This window comes from Candidatus Albibeggiatoa sp. nov. BB20 (assembly GCA_016744725.1).
GTDB lineage: Bacteria > Pseudomonadota > Gammaproteobacteria > Beggiatoales > Beggiatoaceae > Albibeggiatoa.
Genome location: JADGDW010000103.1, coordinates 1 through 17,144 on the forward strand (window position 1 = coordinate 1; position 17,144 = coordinate 17,144).

The following is a 17,144-nucleotide window of genomic DNA, read 5'->3' on the forward strand; positions in this document are numbered from 1 at the left end:
CCCTGTCTCTGTACCACTGTTTAAGGGTGCCATAGACTGCTAGATACAAACATGCAATACATCATTTATTTTTCTATAACACCACATATATTTCTCCAGTGTAATCTCACATAACACGTATTTTAGTCCATATTCATGTAACTTTGTAGGTTTCTGCTTTTAACTTAAAATCAAAAATTTTTCACTTGATTAATTGTCAATTAAAATTTAAACTCTGCTGTTTTTATTGGCTCTTAAGACAGACAAATGGAAATTACTATTAAATAAATTTAAAAATAGTACAAAATATTATAGGGTTTAAGGCTGTGATTGAATAACCAAGGAGGTTTTATACATGATTTTTCTCAAAGAGAGCTCATTAATAACACGCAAAAATAACTTTATGAAGAAATATGTTAACAATCTAATGCTGCTATCTTTTAGCGTGATGGTCTTCAGCATTAATCATAATACATTTGCTAACGACTATTTAATAAACAATGAGGATTTCTATTCTAGGCATTCAGATAAAGAATCATTAGGTAAACTTCTTTTCTTTGATAAAGTACTGAGTGGAAATGAAAATATTTCCTGTGCAACATGCCATCATCCATTAACTGGTACAGGAGATGGTTTTTCGCTATCTATTGGTGAAGGTGGAGTTGGTTTAGGTAAAACCAGAGGTACAGGACAAGGAGCAAATGCTATCGTAGAGCGTGTGCCGCGTAATGCCCCACCTCTATTTAATTTAGGTGCAAAAGAATTTGAAACTCTATTCCATGATGGAAGAGTAACAATTTCTTCAGAATATGAGAGTGGTTTCCTTTCTCCAGCTGGTAATGATTTGCCAAAAGGTCTTGATAATGTTCTAGCTGTACAAGCGATGTTTCCTATTCAATCTACTACTGAAATGGCAGGGCAGATTACCGAAAATACTATTGGAGATGCAGCAACAGAAGGAAAGCTACAAGGGGCTGACGGTGTATGGAAACAGCTAACGAAGCGTTTACAAGCAATTCCTGAATATGTTGAGCTTTTTAAAGCGGCCTTTCCAGAAAAAATTGGCCAAGCTGAAGATATCACAATGGTTCATGCTGCAAATGCTATCGCAGCTTATGAGGCTTCTGCATGGCGTTGTACAAATTCTGCCTTTGATCAATATGTAAAAGGAAGTACTGATGCTGTCAGTCCAAAAGCTATCAAAGGAGGAGAATTATTTTATGGTAAAGCAAACTGTGCTAGCTGTCATGGCGGAAAATTTCAAACAGATCATCAATTTTATGCCATTGGTATTCCTCAAGTAGGTCCTGGAAAAGGAGATGGTATTGGTGGGTATGCTGATTATGGCAGAGAACAAGTTACAGGCAATAGAGAGGATCGTTTTAAATTCCGCACACCTAGTTTACGTCAAGTCGTTTTAACAGGGCCTTGGGGACATGATGGTGCTTATGATGACCTAGAACAAATGGTTCGCCATCATCTAAATGCTACAGATGCTTTGAATAACTATGATACTAATCAAGCTGTTTTATGCCCTAGAGAAGATTTAGATAAAGTTGATTTTGCTTTCCACCAAGATTTATCTCAAAGACAAATCCTTGAAGAAGCTATAGAGATAGAACCAATTGAATTAACTGATAGCGAAGTGTCAGATTTGATGGCATTTCTATATGCACTCACTGATTTCCAATGTTTAAACCTCCGTCACACGATTCCAACTAGTGTTCCTAGTGGCTTGCCTCTAGCTGAATAAGGTAGGAGTCACCTTTACATATATGATGCTTTTACACTGTCAAAAGGAAATGTTCATCATGAAAAATAAAAGAAGTAAATTTCTTATTTCTACAATGTTGTCTATGGCGCTAGGTTTACCACTAGTGTCTAGTATTTCAATGGGGGATCCACCACCACCACCACCTTCACCAAGTACTTATATGCCAACAGTATTTTGTTTTAGAATTACTGATATTGTAGATACAGATGATCCAAATCGATTCAAGTTTATGTTTGAGACTTTAAATTGGTCGAATCAAAATGCTCATGGATTGCTCATGGCATTAAACGAAGCTGCTATTATTGGGGGACAACAAACAATAAGACCACTGATAACATCAGCAGATATAGATTCAAATGGTAGACCTATAGGCAGTGGTGACGACGATGCAAACTTTCCACCTATTGATGGGACTGGAACATTTACTCAATTTAAACTAGGGCAAACTAATAGTTGGCAAGTTGCGCGTAGTACAAATTCTATGGTCATCTTTTCTAATCCTGCAGCAGCGGATGATACATCTTTAGCATTTAGAGATTTACTAGGAGCAGCAACTCCTGGAAGCATAACAGGTACGACAGCAGCATGTAATTTAGTACCTGGCTGTACAGTGACTGGTCGAGATAATTTAGGCAGACAAGTCGTCTCTGAAGTACTCAATATTGAAACTGTTGATAATGGTTCACCAAATATTGATCAATTACCAGATAATGTATTAGATGGTTTTGTACTCGAAGTTGAAAACTTCCAACCAGGTAGTGCAATCTCGTTCAATTGGTTTTTAATGGATGAAACAGGCACGCAAAGTATTGGTTCTGCTGGACGTGGAAACCAAATGGGCTTTGGTACATTTACAATTAGACGACATGAAGATGGCACTATAGAAGGAGAAGGTAATGATGGAGATACTATTGATATACCAACACCTCCTGATGGTCGTCGTGCAATAAGAGCTGTAGGCGACGATAGTGATATTTTATTCCCAGGAAATACAGGTACAACCCAAAGTCTGCGGGAGATGTTTGTTTTTGAAACCTTTGATCAAGTTCAATTCTCTGTAGAACCAGGTCCTGGTTTAACTGCACCATTCCTAGTACCGCAAGATAATATCCTTAATGTTTCTGTGAATTCAGAATTATTACATCCTGTCGATAGATGTTATTTCTATGGTCTACAAGATACAGACCTTAATAACTCACAAGTATTCACAATGTTCCCTGATGCGGGCTACATTATAAGCGAGCTTGGTGAACTATTTGCTGGCTACGATCTTGAGGGCATGGATATGCACCCTCATGATAAAGAGCTTTATTTAAGTTCAGGCGATGATACTGAAAATGGTCATCCTAATGGTACTATTTATAAAATGGATATTACGACAGGTGGTTTAACTAAAATTGGTGAAACTGGTTTTGGTGAAGTTGCTGCCATTTCATTTGATAGACATGGTACGTTATGGGGTTGGGCCGATGGTGAAGGCCTAATGAGAATTGACCTTGGTAATGGTAAAGGGACTTTAGTTGTACCTTTTGCTGATGGCGTTGAAGACATGACTTGGAACAATGATGGAACACTCTTATATGCAGTTGCAGGTACACGTTTATACGAGTATAAATTTGCAACTAACGAAGTAAGAGAAGCATGTAATACTTTCACAGCACCAGTTGAAGGTATTGATATGTTAGATAGTGGTGAACTTGTTTATACTCGAAATAATGGAACAGATAAGAGTATTCACGAGTTCAATATCAACACTTGTTCTGATACATTTACTTCACCAATTAGAACAGACTATGATGATATCGAAGGTATTACATGGGTATGTGACTAACCTTTTGATTAATCATTGTTAACACAAAGCCCCGTTTACGATATGTAGATGGGGCTTTTTTATATAAATGATAAGCTTTGCAAAAAAATACAACCTAGCTCCATGCTAAGTTGCGTTTCTTCAATCAAAAACCAGCACTCTAAAATGTGGAGCATTGTCAGGTACAGATTAGAATCCTTAATAATTATTAAAGAAGTACCATCAGTAGAGTTGTTAGTTTATTAAGAGCTAATAGCCTTAAAAACTGAGAGATGAATATATACTCAATAAGCTGAAAAATTTTGGGTATATTGCTTATTCATCATAAATATTCCTAGAAAAACCCTAGCCTTCTATTTTTTAAAGAATCCCTTGGTTACTCTAAAAGTAGTATTACCAACTTTGATTTGCTTCTGACCTAATTTAAACCGTTCATTACCAATTTTGATTTCCTGATCATCTTGCTGCTGTTGACGTAGTAACCACCATAATTTTAAAACAGGTAAATAGCTTAAAATAAAGATCACCAGCAACACTAATCCATGTACCCACCAAATGCCTAACCATAAAGGCACGTCACCTTTTTCAATCCATTTTTCACCCACATTGAGTAAATTCTGATAGATTAAGTAAATTAAAATCCCTGAGAAAATTTTAGCATATTGACCTTGGCGCGGTGTCGTACGGGAAATGGGTACAGCTAAGATTGCTAATAAAATGACTGAAATAGGGAGGGCGATACGCCATTGCAATTCCGCTTGATAGGCTAATCCATCTCGTCGCCATAACTCTAACGTCGATAAGGCCTTGTGATTTTCACCTTGATGGGTTTGGTTATGCAATGTGGAGATTTGAATTGTATGCTGGTCAAACTCTGTAATCACATAATCTAATAAGCCGTAAGTGTTCTCATAACGATAGCCCTGTTTTAAGATCAGTAATAAATCGCCTTCTTTGATTTCTTGATAAGCGTGCTGGGCGATCATGATGACTTGTTTCTGCGGTAAGTTCACTTGTATGAACACATTTTGCATCCAGTTGGTTTCAGAGTTAATACTTTGTACGTAAAAAATCCCTTTACCGTTTTGATATTCCTTGAACTGCCCTTCAGAAATGGTTTGCAGCTCTGCAACTGAATAAGCCTCTTGCTTTAGTTTATCAATTTCCCCTTCTGCCCAAGGTGCTAAAAATAGCGATAAACTGGCAATCACTAATGAAAATAACACACCTAATAATAAGATAGTTTTGCTTGGTACGGGCATCCCGCACGCAGCCATTGCTGTTATTTCATTATCTTTATATAAACGCCCTAATGCCAGTAAGATTGCTAAAAAGAAACTCAGTGGCAAAATTACCATGACATCACTGAGTAATTTCATACCCAGCAATTTTAAAATAAATTCGGGAGGAATAAGCCCTGTAGCAGCTTGAACTAGGTAAAACATAAAACGATGGCTCATATAAATCAAAATGAGCAGCACGCTTAATGCAAATAATATGCTAATTATCTCACGGAATAAGTAACGGGTAATAACCAAAAAACCAACTCCAGCATGAAAACATATTTATAAGAAATGAATACAATTTAACATATTTGCTAAAATTGTGTATCATTAATCATATATATGCAATACTTTATACTAAGCAGCAGATATAAAACTACTATTTTCCTCTGCACCAGTGCTTATGTCTAGTGCACCGACAAGTTAAACGGGAAAGAATATGGAATTCAATATAAAAAGTGGTCATCCTGAGAAACAAAGAACCGCCTGCGTGGTAGTCGGTATTTATGAGCCTCGTCGTTTGTCTGAAGTGGCCAAGCAAATTGACGACGTGAGTGACGGCCACATTTCTTCTATTTTAAGACGCGGAGACTTGGAAGGTAAGATTGGTCAAACCTTATTATTACACAACGTTCCGGGCACTTTAGCCGACCGTGTATTACTGGTTGGTTGTGGTCGTGAACGTGAATTAGGCGATAATCAATACCGTAAAGTGATTGCTCAAGCGATTCGCACTTTGCATGAAACAGGTTCAATGGAAACCGTATGTTATCTGACAGAACTTAATGTTCGCGGTCGAGATACTAACTGGCGTATTCGTCATGCAATTGAAACTGCTCAGGCCACACTATACACTTTTGATCAACTCAAAAGCAAAAAAAATATTACCCGTCGCCCATTGCGTAAAATTGTATTTACCGTGGCTTCTCGTCGTGAATTGGGTCTTGCAGAACAAGCTAATCGTGAATCCCAAGCCATTGCTTCTGGAGTTAAATTAACTAAAGATTTGGCTAATTTACCTAGTAATATTTGCACACCCACTTATTTGGCTGACCGTGCCAAAGCCTTATGCAGTTTACATGAATCTGTCAGTTGTGAGATTTTAGACAAAGGGCAAATGCAAGAGTTAGGAATGCATTCATTGCTTGCAGTTGCAAAAGGTAGTAGTGAAGAGCCTAAAATGATTATTTTAGAATATAAAGGCACAGAAGATAAGAAAGCTGAAGCCCCCGTTGTTTTAGTCGGTAAAGGGGTAACTTTTGATACAGGTGGTATTTCACTGAAACCTTCTAAAGATATGGATGAAATGAAATATGATATGTCAGGAGCGGCAACAGTATTAGGGGTCATGTCTGCGGTTGCTGAGTTACGTTTACCAATTAATGTTGTGGTGTTAGTCCCAACTGTTGAGAATATGCCGAGCGGCTATGCGACTAAGCCGGGGGATATTGTCACCTCATTCTCAGGTCAAACCATTGAAATTTTAAATACCGATGCGGAAGGACGTTTGATTTTATGCGATGCCTTGACTTATGCAGAACGTTATAAACCTGATGCAGTAATTGATATTGCGACCTTAACGGGCGCGTGTATTGTGGCTTTAGGTCATCATGCACATGGTCTACTCAGTAACCACAACCCATTAACCAATGATTTATTAAATGCAGGTCGTTTAGCAGGTGATAAAGCATGGGAATTACCGTTATGGGATGAGTATCAACAGTCTTTAGATAGCCCATTTGCTGACATTGCTAATATCAGTGATGGCAAAGGTGCTGGTACAATTACCGCTGCGTGTTTCTTATCTCGGTTTACCAAAAAATATCATTGGGCACATATTGATATTGCGGGCACAGCTTGGAAAAGTGCACCTAAGAAAGAAAAAGGCGCAACAGGTCGTCCTGTACCTTTATTAGTACAATATTTGTTAACCCGTTGTTTTGATGATAAACGTATGATGCCTGCGCAAATGTTACCAGAAGAAAGCGATAGTTAATGTCTGAGCAACCACAAGTTGATTTTTATATTTTGCAGCAGCCGACAGGTGAGCGATTTACATGTCAGCTTGTGGACAAGGTTTGGCATCAGGGTTATCCCATTTATATTCATACTCATGGTCTAACCCATGCCAAAAAATTAGATGATATGTTATGGACATTTAAGCAAGATAGCTTTATCCCTCATGATTTATATCCCGATGAATCGAATTCGATAGCCCCGATCAAAATTGGCTATTCTGTTGATAATTATGCTCCTGCAAGTGTTTTAATCAATTTGGCGGTTGCTGATATACTGGGTTTTTATCATCATTTTGAACGTGTAGCAGAAATTGTATTTAATAATGATGTTGCTAAACAATGGGGAAGGGTACGCTATAAATCTTATAAAGATTTGGGTTTAGATGTCAAAGTGCACAATTTGTAATCTTGAATTTATTGTGCATTTTTAACTGGATTCTGTACTCAACTCGCGTAGGGTGGATAAGTGTAGCATCATCCACCAAAATAGCATTTGGTCATGCCTGCCTTTCAAAGCTCTGCTTGATGTATATCTTCTTGAAGCTGGGTTTGGGAGCAAGCTATGTCTTGTTCCTACGCGCTGCGTAGGAATGCAGTGCAGATGCTCCGCGTCGTAGATGGTTAATGACGCAGAGTGTCAATGCTGAATTACCAGAACGTAGTCACTGGAACTTGCCGCGCTAGAAAAAAACCAGAATTCACAAGATTTATGATTTTATTTCGTTCCCACATGCCATGCGGGAACGAGATAAACTGAGTTCTTTACAGCCTCTGCATGTGGGAACAAGGAATCGTTTTATTTGACTGAGCTTGCTATACCTACTGCTCACACTCTCGTACTCTCGTTCCTACGCGCCGCGTCATGAATTTCACTGCCGTGCCAATTGTTCCCACGTTTCCAGTCCCGTGCCGCCCAGTTGTTTGGCTAAATTATCTAAGGCATTTAAAGCTTGTGCTTCACCAATTTTATTAGCGATTAAATACACTTGCGCCCATGCAGTAATGGCTTCTTGTTGTTCTTCATTTGTCCAATGAATATGTCCGATATTAAATAAAGTCGCACACATACCAGACATATCGCCGATTTCTTGTGTTATCAGCAGCGATTGTTTTAAATACCCTAACGCCGTCTCATACTCGCCTCTTGCATCGTAAATTTGAGAAATATTGTTCAAAGTCGTGCCTTCTTCACTTCGATTTCCTGCTTCTCTAAAAATCTTAAGCGATTGTTTTAAATACCCTAACGCCGTCTCATACTCGCCTCTTGCTGAGTAAATTTGAGAAATATTGTTCAAAGTTCTGCCTTCGCCGCTACGGTCGCCGATTTCTTGTTGAATCAGCAGCGATTGTTCATAGTAATCCAATGCTTTATCATAATTACCAAGATTATCAAGTGCTAAACCAGAATAACCCAAAGCTTTTGCCTTAATTTCCTGCTTATCTGACTCACGCAAGGGCGGCAACCAATCTGTTAACACGCGTTGATACATACCAACATGAATTAATTGCCCAACAATTTTATCTAAAGCAAACTGATTTGCTTTTTCTTGCAATTGTGCAAAAACAAAGGCTTCATGGCTGATAATCGCTTGAGTCAACGTTTTGCGTGAATTATCAAATACCCACAACTGATATTCAGCTGCTTTTTCCTGCAATGTCACAGGCAACGAATCTCGATTATTCAACCACTCAAAAACAATCGGCGAAATTTGATATTCGATTTCATTAGTATCAACAGGCAATTCTATTTCAACCAAAGACAATGAAATTAAACGCTGCAATAACTTTTCAGGTTCAGGTAAACCCTGTGCAATTTGCTTAATCCCTTTAATTGCCACAAATGTTTTATACACGGGCAAGTGTTCTAACAACATTCTTTCCTGCTCGGTTAAATGATTAACTACAAATTCAATGGCAGTAAAGGCTTGTAATTCTTCTGTTGCCTCATCTAATCGTTGTAATAAAGCTTCTGGTTGAATACCACCATCCCATTCCGTGGCATGATAAAATTCTAAACCTTTAAAGTTGCCGCCTAATTTTTGATACAACTCATGGATAAGCTGCTTACTCCGAAATGGTGGCTTTCTACTTTGTGCCTTATCCAACTCCTTCAAATAACGCAAAAAATCCCCGTAACTCGGACGTGCTAATACATGATGCTGTGGACTTTTCCACTCAGGCAAACACCAACGCGAAGTTAATAATAAAATTGGTTTATTTAAACGTTGCGTAACATTAATCCAAACCTGCAAATTTTCATCTTGTAACACTCCATCTTCACTCTGCACACTTTCCAAATTATCAAAAAATAACACTAATTTCTGCTGTGATTGGTTTAACAATGCTTGTAAATACAATTCGGCTTGTTCTTGTTCAGAATTACACGTATTAATAGCTGATCTTGTATCATCATCTAAATTTTTATCTAACTGCTCATGTAATTTAGCTATAAAAGTAGTCCAATCACTATCTTCAGGTCGTGCCGAATACGCCAACACCAAATAACCTTGCGCCTGTAACTTCTTCGCCAATTGCCCCGTTAAAGCCGTTTTACCCTGTCCACCCGCACCCGTAATTAAAAGCTGCTTCAACTTCCCGAAAACAAGCCTTGTCCCAACTCACGCAACTCCTTACGCCGCCCAATAAATCGCTTTGGCAAAGTAATATTCTGCAAACTCTCCACTAACATCTGCTCACTAACCCGCTGCTGTGGTTCAAAATCCCAATCAATCAACGGGCGTGCGGGCTGCAAACTGATTAAATGCGGTAAATTCCACTGTCCATTACCAACGTGCTTAATAATTTCTTCTCTTGCTTGCTGCACCGCCACTTCCACATTATCCTGATTCACCAATGCCCGACACAAATACTCTGTAAATACCGTCGCCGCCACATCCGACACCGATTCACGCATTCCAATCACATGCGGTATCCCTGCTTGCGCCAATCGCGTAGTCAAACTGGCATTCAAATCATCCGATGACATCTTGCCCGATTGACACGCCGACAACACCACACACTGCACTTTTGTTCCATAAAACAACTGCGCGATGTCTTGCCCTGAAATCTGTTCACCTAAACCATTTTCGCCTTCAAATAAAAAATACGCTTCTGCGGGATCATCACTAAACGCCTCCGCTTTAAAAACCCCATGCCCACTTAAAAACACCAAATGAAACTCATGACTACGCAAAATATCTTTCAAACTGCTAAACCGCCCATCATCCAAAATCGTCAACTGCACTTTGCCTTCATTCTCCGCATCCCCAAAGGCTTCCAACACTTTTACTTGTTCCGTTTCAATATCCAAACGCGCCGACTCTGCATCCAAATCATCAGGCTGAGAAGTAAACAATAAAACTTGCAATGCCCCTTTTGGCACTTCATTTAATTCACTCTGCTGCCATTGACGCGAAACCGTATAACGTGAATGCTTGGCTAAAAAACCCTCTTGCGGATGACACAAACACTCCCAAGGCAAAGAAAATAACGCGGGATTATCGGTGGCAATCACAATCGGTAAAATCTGCGAACCTGCGGTGTGCTTGGCTGTATTGAACTCATCATCAATTTGCAATGCCTGCCATAATCGAGAACCGACAAGTTGCAAATCCTCATCACTGACAAGATGGTCATGCACATACTTGATGCTCAATTGCTTTGATAAAGAAACAAGCTGTGGATGCTCAACAATCAACTGTGGATCAGGGCGGATAATGAAAGGCGTGGCGATGGTTTGGGACATGAGAAATATCCTTTGAGCATTATGAGAGGATTGGCGTTTTAGTTATCGTGATCTATTAAGATAGTAAAGGACTTTGTACCATGAAGACAGTAAATATCAAAATCTCTATCAATTGTTGCAATTTGACTAATATTCAGCTTTTCACCAAGAAAGATTAAATACGCATCCGCAAAATCAAATTGATAATCAAAAATTATCAGTTGTTAGGAGTGCAAGATTTATCTTGCTCGGGTCTTCAAATAAAATGACATACACACCTGCGAGCTTGACTATAATGACTTCTTAAAAGTTCAAATTATAATAATGTGAAGTCTATATCGAATCAAAGCTGATTTACTCACACCTATTTGTTTTGCAAGGTTTGTCACTTCTTGTTCCAACTGTTCATCTAATTGAAGCTAACCATTTGACTGGTCAATAAGGAGGGAAAGCTAAGTAGTTAGCCGTTTTGGTGGATGACGCTATCGCTTATCCACCCTACGCGAACTAATTGAAGCTAACCATTTGAATGGTCAATAAGAAGGGAGAGTTAAGTAATTAGCTGTTTTGGTAGATGACGCTATTGCTTATCCACCCTACGCGAACTTGGGAAATTGCACGACACTGAATTATTTGATGCTGATTTGGTGGATGACGCTATCGCTTATCCACCCTACGTGAGCTCAATATGAGAGTTTAAGAAAATAATAACGGTTGAAGCATTCTGATATTTACATCATACTGGGTAATGTTAACGTAAAAGTGCTGCCAATATCCTTGGTGCTTTCAACGGTAATATTGCCACCCATCATTTCTGCAAAACGTTTCGAAATAGTCAAGCCTAAACCTGTACCGCCATAATGACGAGTAGTTGAGGTATCTTCTTGAGTAAAAGCCTGAAATACATTATCTATCTGCTTATCACAAATACCTATCCCTGTATCCTTCACTGAGAAATATAACCACTCTGTTTCATCTTTTCGCATTGATTGTACTTCTAAGCGAATATGACCATTTCGAGTAAATTTACAAGCATTGCTTAACAAATTGAGAATAATTTGACGTATTTTAGTTAAATCCGAATACATTTTGATTGTGGCGTTGGGATAAATAATTTTAAATTTATTATGATTTTTTTCCGCCAAAGGAGCGATATTTACGTCAACTTCATCTAACAATTGAGCGACTGTAAAATCTTCTAAATGCAAAGTCATTTTACCTGCTTCAACTTTAGAGAAATCCAAAATATCATTAATCAAATCAAGCAAATGTTTGCCAGATGAATTGATTTTTGTTAGGTCTGAAGCAAACTCATCTTCTTCTAACTCCACAGCATCCTCTTGCAGCATTTCACTATAACCAATAATGGCATTCATTGGGGTGCGTAATTCATGACTCATATTAGCAATAAACTGGCTTTTAGCATGATTCGCATCCTCAGCCGCTTGTTTTGCATTTTGTAGCGCATCTGCTAGGGTTTGTAAGGTTTGATTTTGCTGTGATAATTGCTGATTTTGTGCAGCTAATTTTTGCTCATGTTCCAGTAATTTATGGTTTTTCTCAACCAGTTCATGCTGCAAACGATATAATTTTAGATGGGCATTGATACGCGCTAAAACTTCTTCTTGCTGAAAGGGTTTCGTAATGTAATCTGAAGCACCTAACTGAAACCCGCGGACTTTATCCACGGTTTCAGCCAAAGCCGTCATAAAAATAACGGGGATATCTTTTGTGTGCTCTTGTTGCTTCAAGTGTTCACAGACTTCAAAGCCACTCATACCGGGCATCATCACATCGAGCAAAATCAGTTCGGGCTTAGCTAAATTGATTTTTTTCAAAGCACTTTCGCCATTTTTAGCCATCAGTACTTTAAAACCTTCGTGGGTTAGAAATTTTAATAGTACGGTTAAATTGGCAGGAATATCATCCACAATCAGTAATGTACCTGTTGGATAGTGTTGCTCGTTATGTTGAAAGTCTGCGTTATTCATAGTCATTTGTATCATCCTAATTAACACACCTATTCACAATATGGCTGCAATATTCTAACAATATCATCATCATCAAAGCTTTTTGCAAAAATTCGGATTTCATCTAGGATTGGCGATAAATTGGGCTCATTTTTTTTGAGTGTATCTATGTAGTATAGAATTTCCATGAAGTCTCCAATTTCAGCTAATGATAATAAACGAGCAACCTGTTCTGATGTTAAATCAACACTGTGCGTTATTTTTGGTTTGACAAGTAGGTCTTCAATTGCCTCATTTGCCGTTGTATTTTCATCATATAGCCAAGTGAGCACTAAATATTTTTCAAGACAAGCAAACAGTAATTCAGCTTTGAATGGCTTGGGCAAAAAGTCTGAGCAACCTGCTTCATAGCTCGCTTCAATATGCTCACCAAATACGCTAGCAGAAATTGCGATAATTGGGATTTGTTTTGAATTAGGTTCTAAGCGCAAACGCTGAGTGGCTTCGAATCCATCCAATACAGGCATCATCAAATCCATTAGTACTAAATCAGGTTTGAACGCTCGTACTTGATCTATCGCCTCACGTCCATTTTCAGCATGTTGGATTTTAAAACCCAATGGAGCTAGTAAATTGTACACAACTAATCGATTTGCTTCTTTGTCATCTACCACTAATATACGATACAGAGAACGATCAGAAGAATTGCTAATGTATCCTTTTATGCCATCGAATTTATGTGATATTTGCGGAGATTCAATACTATGCTCAACAAAAGGGGCATAAACATTAAACCAAAAACGAGAACCTGCATCTAATTGACTTGTGACATGAACCTCACCTTGCATCATTGTAACAAGACGTTTTGTAATGGATAAGCCCAGCCCTGTACCTTGAGCACGATGCAATACACTACCTGATTGGCGGAAAGGTGAAAAAACATCATCAAGCTGGTCATTATCAATACCGCAACCTGTGTCAATCACGTCAAGCTGTAAATGTTGCGTTTCAAAATGATAGTGGATTTCTAAACTGACGTAGCCTTTCTCGGTGAATTTCACCGCATTACCTAATAAATTCATGAGTATCTGCCGCAAGCGTTTTTCATCTATGAAGACAACTTCAGGCAGTATCGTCAATGCTTTATAACGCAGCTCAATACTTTTTTGGGTTGCACGAATTCTGAACATTTCGACAATGTCATTTAAAAAGCTTTCGAGTACCACATTATTAGGGTACAACTCCATGCGTCCCGCTTCAATTTTTGACAAATCTAAAATATCGTTAATCAACGTCAGCAAATGTTCGCCGCTGCGATGAATTAAATCAACACCATCTCGTTGTCCTTGGCTTAAATTGCGTTCACGCTGCAAAATTTGGGTATAGCCTAAAATGCCATTCAATGGAGTGCGCAACTCATGGCTCATATTGGCTAGAAACACACTTTTTGACTGATTGGACGCTTCGGCTTTTTCTTTATCTAAGCGCAGTTGTTCCATATTTTTACGCTCAGTAATATCCATCACACTGCCAACAAAACTGTTAATATTACCATCTTGATCCAGCTCCAAAGCTGCACTCATAAGAACCCAACAAATCTCTCCATCAGGTCTTATTAAACGTCCTTCGGCTTTCCATGGTTGCCGATTTTCAACCGCTTGACCCCAACTGTGCAATAAGTGTTCTTTATCATCGGGGTGCAAGGCTTTAATCCAGCCTTGTTGCAAAGATTGCTCAATATTTAAACCCGAAATATCACACCAACGTGGGTTAGCGTAAGTACATTCACCTTGCTGATTAGCTTGAAAAATACCATTAGGTGATAGTTCCGTAATCACTTTTAAACGGGTTTGGCTGGCATGTAATTCTTCATTAGCGATATCGGTTTCTTCTTTGGCCTTACGTAATTTGTCATTTGAATCTCTTAAGGATGCCATGATTTGGGCATTAAGATGATGTGCAAACCAGAGTGTTAGTGCACTGATAACCGACAGAATCAGTACCAACAACCATGATTTATAAATGAAATTATTTTGAGTCTGATCAATCTTCCAAAGTAATACTTCTAAGTTTTGGATATTCTGTAACGGCAAATCTAAGCTGAATCTATATTCATTCACTTTTTGTTTTGGATCATGCTTTGACATATCATTTTGGCTTGATAGCTCAAATGTTTTGTTATAACGTAGGCCAATTCCAAAGTGTTGCGAATCATGTTGTCGAGTTGCAAATTCTTGTAAACGGGCTTCAGTCACTTCATAGCCTATCGCAACCACGGAGTTAACGCCCATTTCATAATCAAACATGACTGCAAAATGAATCACCATGAGCTTATCAGAAATCAGCATTAGTGTGGGTTGGGTCGGCGGTTCTTCCAAGGCTTGCATGACCTCTTTATGAAGTAAGTCATTGAAACCAAAAGTGTAAGGTTGGTCTATACGCACAAAAACTTTACCATCTGGACTGTAGACGCTAATCCAGTCAAATTTAAGTCCTTCGCGTAAGCCTTCATGAAAGGGGAGTAATAAGTCGAGTAATTTATCTCGATCACCCATCAATAAAGCATCAGCAACCCGCCAGTCTTGTACAAAATAATTGGCTAAGTTTTGACTTCGGTTAGCTATGTCAAGAAAATCACCACGAAATTCTGCTTGGTGGAATTCCCATTCACTTGTTTCTCTTTGATTAAATAGCTCATATTCTAGGTAGATAATAAAAGAAATACCCGCGATCAATAAGCATACTATGACAAAGGACGGCAATAGTAATTTAACGCGTAAATTTAGAGAGTTCATTAAGGAAAGCATTGAATTCAACTCAGTTAAAATACAAACTATGCTCGATTTAAAATGAAGTTTTTATGTACCTATCAGAGGCATTAGTTTATATGAAAAGGTAACAAGTTCTAATCTACTTCAGCATGTTCATATGCCAATATTTTTCGGGTTACGTCATAAAAATCATCAGGACGAATAACAAAACCTTTAATTAAGCCAATTCCCTCAAAGAGTTCAACTTTGGTTTGAGGCAGTAACTCTTCCAGCTTTTGCCTAATATTGATAGGTAAAGAAGGATGTGACGCAAACAAGACATTTGGAATCGGCGGGCTTTTCCACAGCACTTTAAAAATATCACCATAAATTCGTTGCGCCTCTTCTAAATTTTTATTAGAGGTTACACCAGCGACAATACTGTCATTTGCAAGTGCACCTGTCACATTTGGATGACTACCTAAAAATAATGTTTTACTAAAAAAAACTTCATAATCAATATGTTCATTCTTTTTGATTAAGATTGCAGGATATACAAAACCGCTTGATGATGTTTCGTTGACAAAGCCTATTGATTTGTCTTGTAAATCTTGTAGATGATTAATATCTTTATATTTTTTAAGAGTGATGACTAAACTGCGATAAGAATCAATTAATTCTGTTTTGGATTCATTCCAAGTCAACGCCGTAGCGATCATATTAATCTTGGGATTTTTATTTTTCGCTTGAATATAAGAAACTGCACCTAGCTCAGCAACATGCACTGTTCCTAAAGTAATTTTTTTAATTAAATCTTCATAACTGAATGCGCCAACAGGGACAAATTTACAGCCTGTTTGTTCAGTTAACCAATTAAGTAAAGGTAAGTATTTTTTGCGTTCTTCGTTAAATGAGATGGCTTTCTGAAAAGGCGGTATTCCAAAACGACAAACTGAAGTATCTGTTGCTTGTGCTAGAGTTGGAAAAATGATGATGCTAGAAAATAATAGGAAAATGCTAAGAACTAGATTCCGCATAACTGGGGTTGTTCTCCATAAAATGCTTGAAAATTGTAAAATAACAAAAAATTTGTAGCTTATTAAACTATTTTGTATTTCTAAAAGCTATCCAGAGTGTTGTAATAAAAATAATCTAGGTGTTTAAAGATGGTAATAAACTAGCAAAATAGTGCGGAATTTTGGAACATAAGCTTATTTTATGTTTTTATTATCGGTTCTCTATCACTAATTTTATTATAATTTATTATGATGATATAAGCTAATCAATTTTCTCAGCTCATTATTTCAAATATTTTGATATATCACACAATAAAATGAATAGGTTAAGCAAAATGAAAAGTTGATAAATCTTTATGGATATTTATTTGTGAGAAAATATTCAAAACCAATGAAAATCAGATAACACACTTCCACTAATCAATATCCATGATTGCTGTCATTGCCTATATCCAAGTTTGCTGATTAAGTCATGGATAGTCATTATCTTAGATAAATAATCGCCATCTAGTTTAGGTTTGATATCATTGCCATAACAAGGCAAACCATTAATTTTAAATAAAAATAAAAAATTCTGTTTGATGAAATCAATAAACTATATTTTTTGTTCAAAATTGGGGGAATGTGTTGTTAAAATAGCTACTGATAAATTGCCTTATGTTATGTTGGTAGTACAGGTTTAAAGAAAAAAGTCGCTTTTCAAGATTTTTATAGCACCAGTATAGACTTACTATTCATTCAGCTCTGAGCAACTTCATTTGTATTTTTACCACTTACAATGGTATATAATCTAAAAACCGCAATATTATTACCTTATAAT

Annotated in this window: 10 protein-coding genes; 4 read left to right on the forward strand and 6 right to left on the reverse strand. The window is 37.7% G+C overall.

Going from position 1 to position 17,144, the window contains the following annotated elements; all coding sequences use genetic code 11:
• The first annotated feature begins 334 nt into the window (after positions 1-334).
• The gene (locus tag ABXH34_RS11980) at positions 335-1,732 is read left to right on the forward strand and encodes a cytochrome-c peroxidase (protein WP_353572122.1); all 1,398 of its coding nucleotides are present in this window, start codon (positions 335-337) and stop codon (positions 1,730-1,732) included.
• Positions 1,733-1,871: 139 nt separating this feature from the next.
• Positions 1,872-3,584, forward strand: a complete 1,713-nt coding sequence (locus tag ABXH34_RS11985) for an SMP-30/gluconolactonase/LRE family protein (protein ID WP_353572123.1) — start codon at positions 1,872-1,874, stop codon at positions 3,582-3,584.
• Between the two features lie 332 nt (positions 3,585-3,916).
• Here ABXH34_RS11985 and lptF read toward each other — a convergent pair whose 3' ends face one another.
• A complete protein-coding gene (gene lptF, locus ABXH34_RS11990; protein ID WP_353572124.1) occupies positions 3,917-5,101 on the reverse strand; it encodes an LPS export ABC transporter permease LptF in 1,185 nt (394 codons plus the stop codon).
• Positions 5,102-5,285: 184 nt separating this feature from the next.
• On the opposite strand from lptF, the gene ABXH34_RS11995 reads away from it, so the two are divergent.
• Positions 5,286-6,842 carry a leucyl aminopeptidase gene (locus ABXH34_RS11995; protein ID WP_353572125.1) on the forward strand — a complete coding sequence of 519 codons (1,557 nt, stop codon included), beginning with the start codon at positions 5,286-5,288 and terminating at the stop codon, positions 6,840-6,842.
• Positions 6,842-7,270, forward strand: a complete 429-nt coding sequence (locus ABXH34_RS12000) for a DNA polymerase III subunit chi (protein ID WP_353572126.1) — start codon at positions 6,842-6,844, stop codon at positions 7,268-7,270. Before ABXH34_RS11995 ends, ABXH34_RS12000 begins: the two co-directional genes overlap by 1 nt.
• 463 nt (positions 7,271-7,733) lie before the next feature.
• Here ABXH34_RS12000 and ABXH34_RS12005 read toward each other — a convergent pair whose 3' ends face one another.
• From ABXH34_RS12005 to ABXH34_RS12025, 5 genes are all read right to left on the reverse strand, one after another.
• Positions 7,734-9,455, reverse strand: a complete 1,722-nt coding sequence (locus tag ABXH34_RS12005; RefSeq protein WP_353572127.1) for a tetratricopeptide repeat protein — start codon at positions 9,453-9,455, stop codon at positions 7,734-7,736.
• The gene (locus ABXH34_RS12010) at positions 9,452-10,609 is read right to left on the reverse strand and encodes a CHAT domain-containing protein (RefSeq protein ID WP_353572128.1); all 1,158 of its coding nucleotides are present in this window, start codon (positions 10,607-10,609) and stop codon (positions 9,452-9,454) included. The genes ABXH34_RS12005 and ABXH34_RS12010 overlap by 4 nt, the downstream gene beginning before the upstream one ends.
• Positions 10,610-11,319: 710 nt before the next feature.
• A complete protein-coding gene (locus ABXH34_RS12015; RefSeq protein ID WP_353572129.1) occupies positions 11,320-12,585 on the reverse strand; it encodes an ATP-binding response regulator in 1,266 nt (421 codons plus the stop codon).
• A 23-nt stretch (positions 12,586-12,608) separates the two neighbouring features.
• Positions 12,609-15,353, reverse strand: coding sequence for a PAS domain-containing hybrid sensor histidine kinase/response regulator (locus ABXH34_RS12020; protein WP_353572130.1), 2,745 nt, complete (start codon positions 15,351-15,353; stop codon positions 12,609-12,611).
• A 110-nt stretch (positions 15,354-15,463) separates the two neighbouring features.
• Entirely contained in the window at positions 15,464-16,345 is an 882-nt protein-coding gene (locus ABXH34_RS12025; protein WP_353572131.1) for a phosphate/phosphite/phosphonate ABC transporter substrate-binding protein, read from the reverse strand.
• Positions 16,346-17,144: the final 799 nt, after the last annotated feature.